The sequence below is a fragment of the Cohaesibacter celericrescens genome (genome assembly GCF_002866925.1).
Taxonomy (GTDB): Bacteria; Pseudomonadota; Alphaproteobacteria; order Rhizobiales; family Cohaesibacteraceae; genus Cohaesibacter; species Cohaesibacter celericrescens.
Map to the genome: position 1 here is coordinate 18,155 of NZ_PKUQ01000009.1, position 16,679 is coordinate 34,833.

At 52.9% G+C, this 16,679-nt stretch carries 16 protein-coding genes; 15 read left to right on the forward strand and 1 reads right to left on the reverse strand.

The window, feature by feature from the left end; all coding sequences use genetic code 11:
• Positions 1-73 precede the first annotated feature (73 nt).
• Positions 74-541 carry a TspO/MBR family protein gene (locus tag C0081_RS05055; protein WP_101532725.1) on the forward strand — a complete coding sequence of 156 codons (468 nt, stop codon included), beginning with the start codon at positions 74-76 and terminating at the stop codon, positions 539-541.
• Between the two features lie 34 nt (positions 542-575).
• On the opposite strand, the gene C0081_RS05060 is transcribed toward C0081_RS05055, so the two are convergent.
• Positions 576-1,202, reverse strand: coding sequence for a TetR/AcrR family transcriptional regulator (locus C0081_RS05060; RefSeq protein WP_245417864.1), 627 nt, complete (start codon positions 1,200-1,202; stop codon positions 576-578).
• 317 nt (positions 1,203-1,519) lie between these two features.
• On the opposite strand from C0081_RS05060, the gene aptA reads away from it, so the two are divergent.
• The 14 genes from aptA (at position 1,520) to npdG (ending at position 16,646) form a co-directional block, all read left to right on the forward strand.
• Positions 1,520-2,827, forward strand: coding sequence for an omega-aminotransferase AptA (gene aptA / locus C0081_RS05065; protein ID WP_101532727.1), 1,308 nt, complete (start codon positions 1,520-1,522; stop codon positions 2,825-2,827).
• Positions 2,827-4,317 carry a CoA-acylating methylmalonate-semialdehyde dehydrogenase gene (locus tag C0081_RS05070; RefSeq protein WP_101532728.1) on the forward strand — a complete coding sequence of 497 codons (1,491 nt, stop codon included), beginning with the start codon at positions 2,827-2,829 and terminating at the stop codon, positions 4,315-4,317. Before aptA ends, C0081_RS05070 begins: the two co-directional genes overlap by 1 nt.
• A gap of 134 nt (positions 4,318-4,451) precedes the next feature.
• A complete protein-coding gene (locus C0081_RS05075) occupies positions 4,452-5,693 on the forward strand; it encodes a Zn-dependent hydrolase (protein ID WP_101532729.1) in 1,242 nt (413 codons plus the stop codon).
• Between the two features lie 47 nt (positions 5,694-5,740).
• Positions 5,741-7,195 (forward strand): dihydropyrimidinase, encoded by a 1,455-nt coding sequence (gene hydA, locus C0081_RS05080; protein ID WP_101532730.1) that lies wholly within the window; start codon positions 5,741-5,743, stop codon positions 7,193-7,195.
• Positions 7,196-7,290: 95 nt separating this feature from the next.
• The gene (locus C0081_RS05085) at positions 7,291-8,085 is read left to right on the forward strand and encodes an ABC transporter ATP-binding protein (protein WP_180966764.1); all 795 of its coding nucleotides are present in this window, start codon (positions 7,291-7,293) and stop codon (positions 8,083-8,085) included.
• Positions 8,085-8,948: an ABC transporter permease gene (locus tag C0081_RS05090; RefSeq protein ID WP_101532731.1), complete on the forward strand. Its 864-nt coding sequence runs from the start codon at positions 8,085-8,087 to the stop codon at positions 8,946-8,948. Before C0081_RS05085 ends, C0081_RS05090 begins: the two co-directional genes overlap by 1 nt.
• A complete protein-coding gene (locus tag C0081_RS05095) occupies positions 8,945-9,790 on the forward strand; it encodes an ABC transporter permease (protein WP_101532732.1) in 846 nt (281 codons plus the stop codon). Before C0081_RS05090 ends, C0081_RS05095 begins: the two co-directional genes overlap by 4 nt.
• 66 nt (positions 9,791-9,856) lie before the next feature.
• Positions 9,857-10,855 (forward strand): ABC transporter substrate-binding protein, encoded by a 999-nt coding sequence (locus tag C0081_RS05100; RefSeq protein ID WP_101532733.1) that lies wholly within the window; start codon positions 9,857-9,859, stop codon positions 10,853-10,855.
• Between the two features lie 222 nt (positions 10,856-11,077).
• Positions 11,078-12,307, forward strand: a complete 1,230-nt coding sequence (gene cofG, locus C0081_RS05105) for a 7,8-didemethyl-8-hydroxy-5-deazariboflavin synthase CofG (RefSeq protein ID WP_101532734.1) — start codon at positions 11,078-11,080, stop codon at positions 12,305-12,307.
• On the forward strand, positions 12,304-13,581 hold the full coding sequence (gene cofH / locus C0081_RS05110) for a 5-amino-6-(D-ribitylamino)uracil--L-tyrosine 4-hydroxyphenyl transferase CofH (protein ID WP_210200397.1): 1,278 nt from the start codon (positions 12,304-12,306) through the stop codon (positions 13,579-13,581). The genes cofG and cofH overlap by 4 nt, the downstream gene beginning before the upstream one ends.
• A complete protein-coding gene (cofD, locus tag C0081_RS05115; RefSeq protein ID WP_101532735.1) occupies positions 13,578-14,546 on the forward strand; it encodes a 2-phospho-L-lactate transferase in 969 nt (322 codons plus the stop codon). Before cofH ends, cofD begins: the two co-directional genes overlap by 4 nt.
• Complete coding sequence (gene cofC / locus C0081_RS05120; protein WP_101532736.1) at positions 14,543-15,211, forward strand: 2-phospho-L-lactate guanylyltransferase; 669 nt, start codon at positions 14,543-14,545, stop codon at positions 15,209-15,211. Before cofD ends, cofC begins: the two co-directional genes overlap by 4 nt.
• Complete coding sequence (gene cofE / locus C0081_RS05125; RefSeq protein ID WP_101532737.1) at positions 15,208-15,981, forward strand: coenzyme F420-0:L-glutamate ligase; 774 nt, start codon at positions 15,208-15,210, stop codon at positions 15,979-15,981. Before cofC ends, cofE begins: the two co-directional genes overlap by 4 nt.
• Positions 15,978-16,646 (forward strand): NADPH-dependent F420 reductase, encoded by a 669-nt coding sequence (gene npdG, locus C0081_RS05130; protein ID WP_101532738.1) that lies wholly within the window; start codon positions 15,978-15,980, stop codon positions 16,644-16,646. Before cofE ends, npdG begins: the two co-directional genes overlap by 4 nt.
• The last annotated feature ends 33 nt before the right edge of the window (positions 16,647-16,679 follow it).

Consider the following 16,679-nt stretch of genomic DNA (forward strand, 5'->3'; position numbering starts at 1 on the left):
GGAATCCTGTTCCCTTTGTTATACTGGGCTAAATAGTTGTGGGAGATAAATGTCAGAGTTTGGGAGAAGGCAAATGACACAAAAGACCAAAGACTTGTCAGCACTCGTCTTTTTCATCCTATTGGTGATGGGAGGGGGCATATTTATCGGCACCCAAACCCTGCCCGGAGATTGGTTTGCCGGTTTGACCAAGCCGTCATTCAATCCGCCGAATTGGATTTTCGCCCCAGTCTGGACCGTGCTCTATTTGTTTATCGCAATTGCTGGCTGGAGAAGCTGGCGGCAGGGCTGGACGCGCACGCCGATGCAGCTGTGGTTTGTGCAGTTGGTGCTTAATTTCGCTTGGTCGCCGCTGTTTTTCACAGCGCATCGGACCGATTTGGCGCTCGCCGTCATTGTTTTGTTGCTGGTGAGTATTCTGATTTTCATAACAAAGACATGGCGATTGGATCGCATCTCTGCTGGGTTGTTCGTGCCCTATGCCGCTTGGGTGGGCTTTGCGACCTTGTTAAACGGAGCCATTTTCGCGCTGAATGGATGAAACTTTGGTGAGGTCCGTTTGAAGGCCTGCCCGCCTATTTGCAAACGCCAAAAAGCAACAAGTCTTTCACGGCCGTTTTGGTCTCTTCCCACTGTGCATCAGTCAAGGGCTTGCCTTGGTTGAGCGTCGAAATCTGGTGGTTGAAATCGGCATAATGCTGGGTCGTTGACCAAATGGCATAGAGCAAATGCCTACCGCTGATCTTACGGATTTTGCCTGCGGCAATCCAGCTGTCAATCACCGCAACCCGCTCCTCTGTCCATGAGCGCAGTTCGGTTTCTAAATAGTCCTGAACAATCGGAGCGCCCTGAATGATTTCATTGGCCCAAACCTTGGAGCCATATGGGCGTGTTCTGGACAGCTCTAACTTGGTGTCGATGTAACTTCCAAGCGCAAACTGCGGGTCTGCAGACACAACGATCTCATCGGCGGCAGCACGCCAGATGTTGAATATATCTTCAACGACGGTTCGATACAGCAACTCTTTGGTGGAGAAATAATAGACAATGTTAGATTTGGGCAGTCCTGCTGTTTCGGCAATTTTGCTGATGGAAGCGCCCGTGTAGCCATATTCGGCAAAGTTGATTTCTGCAGCAGACAAGATCTTTTCAATGTTTTTTTCCCTGTTCTTTTTCTGCTTCGATATTGGTTGGGCGGCCATTGAAATTCCTGTCTTCTAACGTCTACATATGTCTTATTCGGGTGAACTTATCGGTTTTTTGTTGCGTGGCTCTCCGCAAAACCACTTATCAATTGTGGGAAATTTAGCAAAATTAGTCTCTTTTTTCGTCTGTTTTGGGCTCTAATTTTGGGCAACTGCCCTAATATTCGGCATTCATTAGAAAATCTGACCGATCGTGCAGATAAAAGATTGACCGATCGTGCAGGCGATGCAATCGTTCATAACACGAATGGCGAGATTGGCAAAAAATTTCCATGCCAGATTGTCATCATGAGGGTCATCATTGGGGGAAAGTGATGCAAAATGATCTGTCGGCATTTTGGATGCCGTTCACAGCCAACAGGCAATTCAAATCCGCACCACGCATGTTCGTGTCAGCTGAGGATATGCATTATCGCACCTCGGACCACAAACAGGTGCTGGATGGCACGGCTGGCCTTTGGTGTTGCAACGCCGGTCACAAGCGTCCAAAAATAACAGCTGCTATTCAGGCGCAAGCCGAAGAGCTGGATTATGCCCCCGCCTTTCAGATTGGTCATCCCAAGGCGTTTGAATTGGCGACCAAGCTTCGCGATATGGCCCCAGAACCCTTTGAGCATGTTTTTTATACCAATTCCGGGTCTGAATCGGTTGAAACGGCTCTCAAGATGGCACTGGCCTATCATCGTGCCAGAGGAGAAGGTCAACGCACCCGCCTTATCGGCCGTGAACGCGGATATCACGGTGTCAATTTCGGTGGTATTTCTGTTGGTGGCATTCCCAACAACCGGCGTATGTTTGGCTCACTTCTCACTGGTGTTGATCATCTGCCCAGTACGCATTTGCCAGATCAGAACCGCTTCGTTAAAGGCCAGCCCGAGCATGGGGCCGAGTTGGCTGATGAGCTAGAGAAAATCATCGCGCTGCATGGCGCAGAGACCATTGCCGCAGTGATTGTCGAACCCGTTGCTGGCTCAACCGGTGTGTTGATCCCACCCAAGGGCTATTTGGAACGGCTGCGCAAAATCACAACTAAACATGGAATCCTGTTGATTTTCGACGAGGTTATTACGGGTTTTGGTCGTTTGGGGGCGCCGTTTGCTGCTGACTATTTTGGCGTTATGCCAGACCTGATCACCACCGCCAAAGGGTTGACCAACGGGGTTATTCCCATGGGGGCGGTGCTGGCAACGGGCGCCATCCATGACGCTTTCATGACCGGTCCTGATCATTTGATCGAGCTGTTCCACGGCTATACCTATTCGGGCAACCCGATGGCGTCTGCTGCAGGTTTGGCGACGCTCGAGACCTATGAAGAAGAAAAGCTGTTCGAGCGCGCTGCATCCCTTTCCGCTTATTGGGAGAAAGCCCTGCACAGCATGGCGGATTTGCCGCATGTCATCGATATCCGCAACATCGGCTTGATTGGTGCCATTGAACTGGCGCCCATCCCCGGTGAACCAACCAAACGAGCCTTTAACGCCTTCCTGAAGGCGTTTGAAAAGGGCGTTCTTATCCGCACAACGGGCGACATCATCGCCTTGTCACCGCCTCTCATTATTCAAGAAAGCCAGATCGATCAGATCGTCGATGTGCTCTCTGGCATCTTTAAGGAACTCGATTGATGTATAGCGTCAACAATCTCATCAACGGTCAGGCTGTGGCCTCTGATTCTGGCCGCTCTAAGCCGGTTTTTAATCCTGCGACTGGCGAACAGATCGGAACAGTCGACCTTTCCAGTGATGTAGAAATTGATCAGGCGGTTGCTGCCGCCAAAGCCGCTTTACCGGGCTGGGCGGCGACATCTCCTGCCAAGCGGGCGCGGGTGTTTTTCGCCTATGCTGCACTGGTGCGCGAAAAGGCTGATGATATTGCCCGCGAAATCAGCCGCGAGCACGGCAAGACCCATGATGACGCACTTGGTGAGGTCACCCGTGCCTTGGAAGTGATCGAATATGCTTGCGCTGCGCCTGAATTGCTCAAGGGCGAATTCTCTCGCAATGTCGGTCCCGGAATTGACACGCATTCCGAACGCCAGCCGCTTGGTGTGGTGGCTGGTATCACACCGTTCAATTTCCCCGCGATGGTTCCCATGTGGATGTTCCCAATGGCCATTGCTTGCGGCAATACCTTTGTGCTCAAGCCGTCCGAGCGAGATCCATCGGCTGCGACATTCGTTTGCGAATTGTTGATGCAAGCAGGCCTTCCTGCTGGTGTTATCAATGTGGTGCAGGGCGACAAAGGCGCGGTTGATGCCTTGTTGGACCATCCTGATGTCAAAGCCGTTAGCTTTGTTGGCTCGACGCCGATCGCTGAATATGTCTATCGACGCGGCACTGATGCTGGCAAGCGCGTGCAAGCCCTGGGTGGTGCCAAGAACCACATGATCGTTATGCCTGATGCCGACATGGAACAGGCCGCAGATGCCCTGATGGGCGCTGGATATGGATCCGCCGGTGAACGCTGCATGGCTGTCTCCGTTGCGGTTCCGATTGGTGCCGAAACCGCGACCCGCTTGGTCGATGCGCTCAAACCGAAGGTCGAAGCGCTCAAGATTGGTCCATCATCCGATGAGACCGCTGAAATGGGTCCTGTCATCACCGCCGAAGCCAAAGAGCGCATCACGGGGATGATTGACAGCGGCGTGGCGCAGGGCGCTGAGCTTGTCGTCGATGGTCGTGGATTTTCGCTGCAAGGATATGAAGATGGATATTTCCTTGGCGGTTCTCTGTTCGACAAAGTCACTCCAGACATGGATATTTACAAAACAGAGATTTTTGGCCCAGTACTAGCCGTGCTAGAGCCGCAAAACTTTGACAGTGCGGTCAAGTTGATCAACGACCATGAATATGGCAACGGCACCGCTATCTTTACGCGCGATGGCGACGCTGCACGTAAATTCTCCAGTTCAATCGAAGTTGGTATGGTCGGTGTTAATGTACCAATTCCTGTGCCAGTGGCTTTCCATTCCTTCGGTGGCTGGAAACGATCAAGTTTTGGCTCCCACGGCATCTACGGTCCGGAAGCTGTGCATTTCTACACTCGTTTGAAAACCACAACCACCCGCTGGCCAGAAGGCATTTCGCAAGGCGCCGTTTTCACCTTCCCAAATTAAGGCAGCCTGAACAGACAGCACAACGGAGCAATCACTAAGATAATAATAATCAATAGGCGTTGAACAAGCCGGATAACCGGCGGGCACGCCCATCGACCCAGAGATCCAGAGACAATACAACAGGGAACACAGGCATGAGAAAGAATCTCAAAATAGACAGCGATCGGCTGTGGCAGTCGATCATGGATATGGCAGAAATCGGTCCGGGCATCGCTGGCGGTTGTAATCGCCAGACTCTGACGGACGAAGATGCGCAAGGCCGTGCCCTGTTTAAATCCTGGTGTGACGATGCTGGTCTGACCATGGGTGTCGACAAAATGGGCACCATGTTCATGACACGGGCTGGTACAGATCCCGATGCCTTGCCTGTTTATGTCGGGTCTCACCTTGATACCCAGCCGACCGGTGGCAAATATGATGGTGTTCTTGGTGTGCTTGCGGCGCTTGAGCTGGTGCGCACCCTGAATGATGCCGAGATCAAAACCAAGCATCCGATTGTCGTGACCAACTGGGCCAATGAAGAAGGTGCTCGTTTCTCACCGCCTATGCTGGCCTCCGGTGTTTTTGCCGGTGTGAATACGCTGGACTATGCCTATGGTCGCCAAGATCTGGAAGGCAACACCTACGGCGATGAGCTCAAGCGCATTGATTGGGTTGGCGAAGAAGAAGTCGGCGCACGCAAAATGCACGCCTACTTTGAATATCACATCGAACAAGGGCCTGTTCTGGAAGCCGAAAAAAAAGAAATCGGCGTTGTCACTCATTGTCAGGGTCTGTGGTGGCTGGAGTTCACCCTGACGGGTAAAGAAGCCCATACCGGCTCCACTCCGATGGCCATGCGCACCAATGCGGGTCTAGCGATGGCGCGTATTTTTGAAATGGTTGAAGAGGTCACAATGGCCGCCCAGCCAAACGCCGTCGGTGGCGTAGGGCAGGTGACCTTTAGCCCCAATTCGCGCAATGTGTTGCCTGGCACAGTGGTGTTCACCGTGGATATTCGCACGGTTGACCAAGTCAAACTGGATGGGATGCGTGATGCCATCAAAGAAAAAGCCGCTCATATCTGCGCTGGACTGGGTGTAGGGTGTTCGGTTGAACAAGTCGGCCATTTTGATCCAGTAACCTTTGACGCAGGGTTGGTTGAAAAAGTACGCAACGCCGCGGTAGAGCTTGGTTATTCCCATATGGACTTGGTGTCTGGCGCAGGGCATGACGCCTGTTGGGCGGCAAAGGTCGCTCCTGCCACCATGATCATGTGCCCCTGTGTTGATGGGCTTTCGCACAATGAAGCAGAAGACATTTCTCAGGAATGGGCAACAGCCGGAGCCGATGTCATGCTCCATGCTGTGTTGGAAACCGCGGAAATTGTCGAATAGACATTTGCCGTCAGGAAACCAAACGCTTAGGAAGCAGGAGCAAAATCATGAGCAAAGTCATTAAAGGCGGCACCATTGTCACCGCCGATCTAACATATGAAGCCGATATTAAAGTCGAAGAGGGCGTGATCACTGAAATCGGTCCAAATCTGTCTGGCGATGAAGTGCTGGATGCGACCGGATGTTATGTGATGCCGGGCGGTATCGATCCCCATGTGCATTTGGAAATGCCCTTCATGGGCACCTATTCCTCGGATGACTTCCTGTCTGGTACCAGCGCCGCTGTGGCCGGTGGAACGACCATGGTGGTTGATTTTTGCCTGCCAGATCCGGGTCAGAATTTGCTTGATGCCCTGACGCGCTGGGATAATAAATCCACTCGTGCGGTCTGCGATTATTCTTTCCATATGGCGGTCACTTGGTGGGACAAACCGGTTTTTGAGCAGATGGAAACCGTGGTTAAAGAAAAGGGCATCAACAGCTTCAAACATTTCCTCGCCTACAAAGGCGCGTTGATGGTCAATGATGATGAGCTGTTTGCCTCCTTCCAACGTTGTGCCGAGCTGGGCGCTCTGCCGCTGGTGCATGCGGAAAATGGCGATGTGGTGGCGTCTATGGCTGCCAAGCTTTTGAGCGAAGGCAATGTCGGGCCCGAAGCCCATGCCTATTCGCGCCCGCCTGAAGTGGAAGGCGAAGCGACCAATCGCGCCATAATGATCGCCGATATGGCCGGTGTGCCGTTGTATGTGGTGCATACGTCTTGCGAGCAGAGCCATGAAGCCATTCGTCGTGCGCGCCAAAAAGGCATGCGGGTGTATGGCGAACCGTTGATCCAGCATCTGACTTTGGACGACAGCGAATATTTCAACAAGGATTGGGATCATTCCGCCCGTCGTGTGATGAGCCCTCCATTCCGCAACAAGCAACATCAAGATAGTCTGTGGGCCGGCCTTCAGTCTGGGTCTCTGTCTGTTGTGGCGACCGACCATTGTGCATTTTCAACCGAACAAAAGCGCTTCGGTGTGAATGATTTCACCAAAATCCCTAATGGCACCGGAGGTCTGGAAGATCGGATGCCAATGCTGTGGACCTATGGTGTCACAACCGGTCGCTTGACCATGAATGAGTTTGTCGCGGTCACCTCCACCAACAGCGCCAAGATCCTGAACATGTATCCGCAAAAGGGGGCCATTCTGGTGGGGTCTGATGCTGATATCGTGGTTTGGGATCCTGAATTGTCCAAAACCATCACGGCTGAAAAGCAGGTCTCCGCCATTGATTATAATGTCTTTGAAGGCAAAAAGGTCAAAGGCCTGCCCCGCTTCACCCTGTCTCGTGGCAAGGTCGTGGTAGAAGAGAGCGTGTTGAAGGTAGAAGAAGGCCACGGCAAGTTTGTTGCCCGCAAGCCATTCCAAGCGGTCAATAAATCCCTGTCGACCTGGAAGGATCTTGTGGCGCCACGACCTGTCCAGCGCTCGGGCATTCCGCCAAGCGGCGTTTGACGTCACTCCATTTTGCCTTGGTCGCGGGTTTGTGCCCAAGGTGTCACGCGATCACAAAATAACAATAAAAACAGCCGAAACGGGAACACGCAACAATGATCCATTCCGACTTTCATGTCGTTAATGCCAAGGACCTTTGTCTTACCTTTGAGACAAATGACGGACCGGTCCATGCATTGAAGGATGTTAATTTGCAAATCGACAAAGGCGATTTTGTTAGTTTCATCGGCCCTTCAGGCTGTGGCAAAACGACGTTGCTGCGAGCGATCGCAGCATTGGAGCATCCCACATCCGGAGAGCTTATTGTCAATGGAACAACGCCGGATCTGGCGCGTGAAGATAGAGCTTACGGCTATGTTTTTCAGGCCGCGGGTCTTTTCCCCTGGCGCACTATTGCTGGCAATATCAAGCTGCCCCTCGAGATTATGGGTTTTGCCAAAAGTGAGCAAAAAGAGCGCGCAGACAAGGTGCTCAAGCTGGTGGATCTGGAAGGATTTGGCAACAAGTTCCCTTGGCAATTGTCCGGTGGAATGCAACAGCGGGCCTCCATTGCCCGCGCTTTGGCCTTTGATGCTGATTTGCTGCTGATGGATGAGCCGTTCGGCGCGCTGGACGAAATTGTGCGTGACCATCTCAATGAGCAGCTGTTGGAACTGTGGGAGCGCACCCATAAAACCATTGCCTTTGTGACGCACTCCATTCCTGAAGCGGTCTATCTCAGCACCAAAATTGTAGTCATGAGCCCGCGTCCGGGTCGTATCACCGATGTGATTGAAAGCACGTTGCCCAAGGAACGACCTCTCTCCATTCGCGATAGCCAAGAATTTATCGATATTGCCCACCGCGTGCGTGAAGGATTGCGCTTTGGTCATGGGGATGGAGCGGACTGATGCAAAAAATATTTGCAGTTCTGACCGTGATTTTCGCCATTGTCGTGCTCTGGTATGGAGCCGCTGTTATGATGAATGCCAAATGGGTAAAGGAACAAGCGGTTCGTGCGAAGGTTGAGCTTTCTACGACGCAATTGATCAGTCAGACATTGAGCCAAGATCGCCCTGTTGTGCCGGCTCCGCATCAGGTTGGCATGGAATTCTGGAAGAGTGTCTTTACGAAAAATGTCACCTCCAAACGCTCGTTGGTGTTCCATGCGTGGATCACCTTGCGCGCCACATTGTTGGGATTTTTTATCGGAACATTGGCGGGTATCATTCTGTCGATCGGAATTATCCATATCCGTGCAATGGATATGAGCGTGATGCCCTGGGCGATTGCGTCGCAAACCATTCCTATATTGGCAATTGCCCCGATGATCATCGTGGTGCTCAATTCGATCGGTATTCAGGGATTGATCCCCAAAGCCATTATCTCTGCCTACCTGAGCTTCTTCCCGGTGCTTGTTGGTATGGTGAAGGGGTTGCGTTCTCCTGATCATATCCAGCTTGATCTGATGAAGACCTACCATGCTGATGCCAAGAGCACCTTTTTCAGTCTGCGTTTGCCGTCGTCTGTGCCTTATCTCTTTACAGCAATGAAGGTCGGCGTTGCTGCTGCTCTTGTTGGTACCATCGTTGGCGAATTGCCTACCGGTGCCATCCGAGGGTTGGGTGCGCGGTTGCTGACAGGATCCTATTACGGACAAACCATCCAGATGTGGGCAGCTTTGTTTGCGGCTGCGTTTTTGGCTGCGGGACTGGTCGCCTTGGTGGGAATGGCAGAAAAAGCAACGCTCAAGAGAATGGGGATGATACGATGATTTTGGTAATCCTTGCGATCTTTATTTTCGTTGCAGCTTGCTGGATCAATGTGAAACTGGCCAATTCAGAAGCCAGTAAAACTCTTTTGCTTCGTTTCTTGGTTCCGGCTATCTTTGGCCTAACCGTGCTTGTGGTTTGGGAGTTGATGGTGCGCGGGCTCGCCGTGCCGCAAGTTATTTTGCCTACACCGTCAGCGATTGCCACCAAATTCTTTTCCTCCACCCATCTGTTATTGGCCGATTTTGTGCAAACCTTCATGAAAGGGGCTTTGGGTGGATATATAATCGGTTGCGGCGCTGCGGTCCTAATGGCGATCCTGATAGATCGGGTGCCGTTTCTGCAAATGGGCTTGCTGCCAGTGGGTAATTTTGTTGCCGCATTGCCGATTGTCGGCACGGCCCCGATACTGGTTATGTGGTTCGGCTTTGATTGGCATTCTAAGGCCGCCGTTGTTGTGGTGATGGTGTTTTTCCCCATGCTGATCAATACGGTACAGGGGCTTGGTTCAAGCGATCATATGCAGCGGGATTTGATGAAAACCTACGCTGCCAGCTATTGGGCAACATTGTTTAAGCTTCGGTTGCCGATGGCCATGCCTTTCATTTTCAATGGCTTGAAAATCTCGACCACACTGGCTCTGATTGGTGCCATTGTTGCCGAGTTTTTCGGATCTCCCATCGTCGGTATGGGCTTTCGTATTTCCACCGAGGTTGGACGTTTGGGGCTCGATATGGTCTGGTCAGAAATTGTCGTCGCAGCAATCGCTGGGTCCGCATTTTACGGACTCGTTGCTGTGATTGAGAAACGGGTGACTTTCTGGCACCCGTCACAACGGAGCTAAAAAAGCTCTCAATTATAAAAATACCAAAAAATGCAACACCATAAAACACACCAAAGGGAACTCAATATGATTGATACTTTCAAAAAGATTGCTACAGGGGCCGTTGCCGCTGCATCGCTCTTTGGCGCGGGTTCGGCGCTGGCTGCTGATGACTATACCTTGCAGCTCAAATGGGTCACACAGGCTCAGTTCGCTGGTTACTATGTGGCTCTTGAAAAAGGCTACTATGAAGAGGAAGACCTCAATGTCACCATCAAGGCTGGTGGACCGGATATTGCTCCGACCCAGATTCTTGCCGGTGGTGGTGCAGATGTGGTGATTGACTGGATGCCTTCGGCTCTGGCCGCCCGCGAAAAAGGCCTGCCATTGGTCAATATCGCCCAACCTTACAAAGCATCTGGCATGATGCTGACATGCCGCAAAGACAGCGGTATCAAAACGCCTGCTGATTTTCCGGGCAAAACTCTGGGCGTCTGGTTCTTTGGCAATGAATACCCGTTCCTGAGCTGGATGAGCACCCTTGGCTACAGCACAGAAGGCGGCGACGGCGTGACGGTTCTGAAACAGGGTTTCAATGTTGATCCGCTGTTGCAGGGGCAGGCTCAATGCGTGTCCACCATGACCTACAACGAATATTGGCAGATCATTGATGCCGGTCTGACCCCTGAAGACCTCATCACCTTCAAATATGAAGAACAAGGCGTAGCAACGCTGGAAGATGGTCTGTATGTGCTTGAAGACAAACTTGCCGACGAAAAAGAAGTCGACAAGATGGTTCGCTTCGTGCGTGCGTCGATGAAAGGTTGGAAATATGCTGAAGCCAACCCTGATGAAGCCGCTGAAATCGTACTGGAAAATGACGAAACCGGCGCACAGACAGAAAAGCACCAGAAGCGCATGATGGCTGAAGTGGCCAAACTGACCGCTGGCTCCAATGGCGCTCTGGATATTGCTGATTATGACCGCACAGTCAAAACCCTTTTGGGTGGCGGTTCTGATCCGGTGATTTCAAAAATGCCAGAAGGCGCTTGGACTCACAAGATTACCGATGCAGCCCTGAAATAGGGATTCAATGCCTCTGCGCCCAGTTGATCAAGGCTGGGCGCAGATATCTTGTTTGGCACAGAACCAGAGCTGCCGTTCAAGGCACGCCCCCAAGAATAAAGACCCTGTTCAATGTGCTTCATTCGATCTGCGCAAGGGCCTTGTTATTCGAAAATTTGGCCAAAATTCGAGCAAGAGCCGGAGCAATAAAGCCGGTTTCTAAATTTGCATAAGGAGAGAGCGATGCAGACCGATAAAACATCACCGGCTTTTGCCGTGGCACCAGCTGCGCTCGCCCTGTCTAACCCTTCCGCTGCCGATTTTGCCTCAGCCGACCTCGATATCCTCAAAGCGCAGGCGCGTGACATCCGCGACACGCAGTGGGGACATGTGGTGACCTATTCACGCAAGGTTTTTGCACCGCTTACAAATATGTGCCGCGATACCTGTTCCTATTGCACCTTCGTTAAGCATCCAGATGATCCTGCCGCCAATATTATGTCGCCGGAACAGGTGTTGGCCATTGCCAAAAAGGGTGAGGCGCAAGGCTGTAAGGAGCTTCTGTTCAGTCTGGGTGAAAAACCCGAGCTGCGCTATGACAAGGCTAAGGCCGCGCTGGCAATGATTGGCTATCAGCGCATGACCGACTATTTGGCCGATATGTGCGCGCTGGTTCTCAAGGAGACGTCTCTGCTGCCCCATGTTAATGCGGGTACATTGGCAGATGATGAAATTGAAATCCTGCGCCCGGTCGCCGCCTCCATGGGCATGATGCTGGAGACGGTGTCGCGCCGCCTTACCCAGAAAGGCGGGCCGCACTATGCTTGTCCTGACAAAACGCCCGTGCAGCGGTTGCGCACCCTGGAGCGGGCAGGGCAACGCAAAGTGCCGTTCACTACTGGCCTGTTGATCGGTATTGGCGAGACATTTGCCGAGCGGGTCGAGGCCCTGCACGCGATCAATGAATGCCATTCCCGCCATGGCCATATTCAGGAAGTCATCATTCAGAATTTTCAGCGCAAACCAGACATTGTGATGGCCAATGCACCCGAGCCATCACTTGACGATATGATGCGCACCATAGCCGTTGCGCGGATAATTCTGGCTCCAGAGATCAGCATTCAAGCGCCGCCCAACCTCAGTGCGCGGCATCTGGCTTATCTCGATGCGGGGATCAATGATTGGGGCGGCATTTCGCCGGTGACAATCGACTTTATCAATCCCCAGCATGAATGGCCGGAGATTGCCAATCTTGCCAATTCCTGTCGCCTAGCGGGTTATGAGCTGCAAGAGCGTTTGACCATCTATCCCAGATATTTGCGCGACGGGGAGGCGTTTGTCAGCCCCCAACTGCAAGCGCGTATCAACAATATGGCGGGGTCAAACGGTCTTGCTCGCAACCAACATCTTCTTGCTGGCTCGCAAGAACGGACTATAGAACAGAATTTTGGATCGGGAGGATGTCACTCATGAATGATATGTCGCCAATAGTGGATGTCATGACCCTTAATGATCCGCTCGTCAGAGCAAGTGGTCCGGTACGCGCCATTTTGGACAAGGCGATGGCCGGTGTCGAAATCTCGCAAAGTGAGGGCGCGTGTTTGTTCGCCGCTCAAGGGCCGGATTTGCCTGCAATCTATTATGTGGCGGACCAATTGCGCCAGCGGGCCAACGGCGACCAAGTCAGCTTTGTGGTCAACCGCAACATCAATTTCACCAATGTTTGTTACATGGGCTGCCGTTTTTGTGGCTTTGCCAAGCGCTCCGATGAAGCCGGTGCTGAATGGTTGGAGCTTGAGCAGATTGTGGCACGCGCCCAAGAGGCCTGGGATCGAGGCGGCACAGAGGTCTGCATTCAGGGTGGGTTGCATCCCAAAATGGATGGCACCTATTATTTCGATATTGTGCGTGCCTTGAAAGCAGCGTTGCCCGAGATGCATATTCATGCATTTTCGCCCTTCGAAATCTGGTATGGCGCGTCCAAGACCAAAATGTCCTATCGGGACTTTTTGACCGAGTTGAAAGAAGCCGGACTGGATACCATCCCCGGTACAGCGGCTGAAATTCTTGACACCGAAATTCGTCAGCAACTGACCAAAAATAAATTGAGCACAGAGCGTTGGGTGGAGATTATTCGCGCCAGCCATGAGGTCGGTATTCCCACCACAGCCACCATCATGTATGGCCATATTGATGGTCCAGAGCATTGGGCAGCACACATTGCTTTGTTGCGCGATATTCAAAAAGATACCGGTGGTTTTACAGAATTGGTGCCGCTGTCTTTTGTGCATACGGAAAGCCCGCTCTACACCAACAATCCAGATAAGGTCCGCCCCGGGCCGACGGATGATGAAGTCGACAAGATGCACGCGGTGTCTCGCATTATGCTGGCCGGTCACATCGATAATATACAAGCCTCCTGGACCAAATTGGGCCCCGAGCGCGTGCAACAATTGCTCAAACGCGGAGTGAATGATCTGGGCGGCACCTTGATGAATGAGAGCATATCTCGCTCTGCTGGGGCAGATCACGGACAGGAGCTTACGGCTTTTGAATTGGTGCAAATGATACGCGCTGCAGGGCGCATTCCGGTTCAACGCCGCACCAATTACTCCGTCCTTGATGTTTATGACGATCACGACCCAGTGCCACTGGCGCCGCTGGTCGAGCGTAAGGCAAACCAAGCGCCGCTTGATTTCCTTGATATGTTCCCCGCGCAGCCAACGTCTATGGAGGCTGCGCAATGAGGAGCGGCGAGCGCCTCAGAGTAACGCTGCTTGCTGGTGGTGTTGGTGGCGCAAAAATGGCCGAGGGACTGGCGGCGGTCGAAGACATCAAACTGTCGATCATTGGCAATATTGCCGATGACGAAGCTTTCCACGGCCTGTGGGTCTCGCCCGATATCGATACGCTGACCTATTCACTGGCGGGTATGATCGACCGTGTACAGGGTTGGGGGGTGGCTGACGAGGGCAAGCGGGCGCTCGACACCCTGTCCATGTTGGGGCAAGAGACATGGATGACCTTGGGGGATCGGGACTTTGGCCTGCATATCTATCGCACCATGCGTCGCAATCAAGGCGATCGTCCTTTTATCATTGCGCGGGATGTCGCGCGGGCGTTTGGTATCAAAGCCGCTATTGTGTTGCCAACCGACGATATTGTGCAGACACAGGTACAAACCGATGCGGGCTGGCTCAGCTTTCAGCAATATTTTGTGCGGGAACAATGCGCTCCTGACGTGCGTGGCGTTCGCTTTGAAGGCATTGAGACCGCCAGACCGACGCTGGAAGCCCTAAAAGCGATCCTCACTGCAGACGTGATTGTGTTGGCGCCGTCCAACCCATTGGTCAGCATTGCCCCCATCCTTGAAATCCCCGGTATCGGCGAAGCCGTCAAAGCTGCAACGGCGCATAAAATTGCAGTCAGTCCCTTTATCGCAGGCAAAGTGGTCAAAGGCCCTGCCGACCGGATGATGGCCTCGATGGGGATGCGCGCCGATGCGCTTGGCGTGGCTCAACGCTATCAGAGCTTTGTCGATCAATTGGTCATTGATAATGAGGATGCGACGCTTGCCGCTGACATTGCTGCGCTTGGGGTTGACCCTGTTTGTTACCCGATCCTGATGAAAGATCAGACTGACAAAGCGCGACTGGCCAGTGAAATCATGGCCGAAGCGCGCAAGACCCTTGATGCGGGAGGCCGTGCATGAGCGTTTCGAAAGAAAGAATGCTGCTGGCAATTCCGATGAAGGATCCATCCGATGCCAAAACACGGCTCGGTGTGTCTTTGACGCAAAAACAGCGTGGGCAGCTGGCGCTTTCCCTGTTTGAGACGGTTGTCGAACGGGTTCAGACCGTGTTGCAAAGCATGAGCCCCGAGCAAGCGCAGCAGCGTCATATCGATATCGCCGTGGTTTCAGCCAGTCCTGTTTTGCAGGACACAGCGGCACGGTTGGGTATTTTGTTTTTTGCTGAAGGTCCGCGTTCTGGCCTGTCGCAGGCCGTCAGCCATCTTGCGTCGCAAGCCCATGCACAAGGCTATAGCGCTTTGTGTGTGCTGCCCGGTGATTTGGCCGACCCCAAGTTGTCAGATCTGCGCTATTTGCTGTCTTATCCGCTGGATGAACAGAAGGTGGTGATTTGCCCCTCGGGTGACTTGGGTACAAATGCCCTTATGGTGCCGCTGCCCAGCCCGATTGACTTTGGTTATGGGGAGAGATCGTTTCACCTTCATTATCACGCCACGATTGAAGCAGGCATGATGCCAGTGGTGTTGCCCCTGACGAGCCTGCGGATGGATGTGGATACGCTTGTCGATCTACAATATGTGCCGCAGTTCCATCTCGATGCGGCGTTGCTGGGAGATGGCCGATGAGCATGAGCATTTCAGTCACCGCCATTGCCGATATTCCCGACATCATGCAGGGCGATGATCTGGCCCGGATCGTCGGTGATTGCCTCATAGCCAGCGGCAATGCACCGATGGACGGTGATATTCTGTGTGTGGCGCAAAAGATCTTTTCCAAAGCAGAAGGCTGCATCATCCCGTTGGATAGTGTCACGCCTTCAAGTGAAGCAGAGAAATATGCTGCCGAGCTGGGAAAAGATGCCCGCAAAATTGAAGTGGTCCTAAACGAAAGCACAGAAGTGGTGCGCGCCTTTCGTCATTCCACGGAGAATGAAGGCACCATGATTTGCCGCCATCGTTTGGGGTTTATTTCGGCCAACGCGGCGGTGGACGAATCTAATTTTGCCGAGACTGATGCGGTGATGACCCTGCCGCCTGATCCGGACTTGAGCGTCGCCCGTATGCAGTCGGCACTGGCCGCGCGTTTCGGGTGTCAGATCGGCGTGGTCATGACCGATACATTCGGTCGGCCTTGGCGGATCGGGCAGGTCAATGTGGCCATCGGCTTGTCAGGTGTACCTGCCACCTTGCGTGAGCAAGGCAATGAAGATGCGTGGGGGCGCACAATGAAAGTCACCGAGTCTGCCTTTGCTGATGAATTGGCCGCCGCTTCGGGGCTGGTGGTGCGCAAAGCAGGAAAAACCCCGGTTGTTCTTTTTCGTGGCCTTGATTGGACCCCCACAAAAAGCAGTTATGCGGATCTTTTGAGACGCAAACAGGAGGATATGTTCAAATGACAATCGCAATTATCGGCGGCACAGGGCCGCAAGGTCAGGGACTGGCCCTCAGATTTGCCCGTGCAGGGGTTCCTGTGGCCCTTGGGTCTCGCGATGGTGCTCGCGCGGCTGAAATTGGCAAAGACTTGATGGCTCAACTGGGCGAAGGCGCAGCATTCATCACCGGTCTGGCCAATGAAGACGCAACCAAAGCTGCGGATGAGCTGGTTATTCTGGCGGTGCCTTTTGCCGGTCACAATGCGACGCTTGCGGCCCTAAAACCCCATCTTGCAGGCAAGATCGTTGTCGACATTGTTGTACCACTGGCAGAAGGTGACCCCAAAAAGGTAACGATGCCACCCGAAGGATCGGCGACAGAAGCCGCACAGGCGCTTTTGGGACCGGACATTCCGGTGGTTGGAGCCTTGCATAATGTATCGGCCACGACGCTCAAAAACCTCGATTGGGACATCAATTGCGACATTCTGGTGTGTGGCAACAGTTTGCCAGCCCGCAAGAGCGTCATGGCGCTGATCGAGAAGCTGGGTGTCAATGCCTACAACGCCGGTGACGCCGAGGCTGCTCGCTGCATTGAGGCCATCACACCGATCCTCATTCGCATCAATATTTCAAAACAGGTACCCTTTACCCATGCGGGTATCAAAATCTGGGCGCCGGATCACTAAGCTTCATCGCTGAATGACTTAACGCGCAATTAA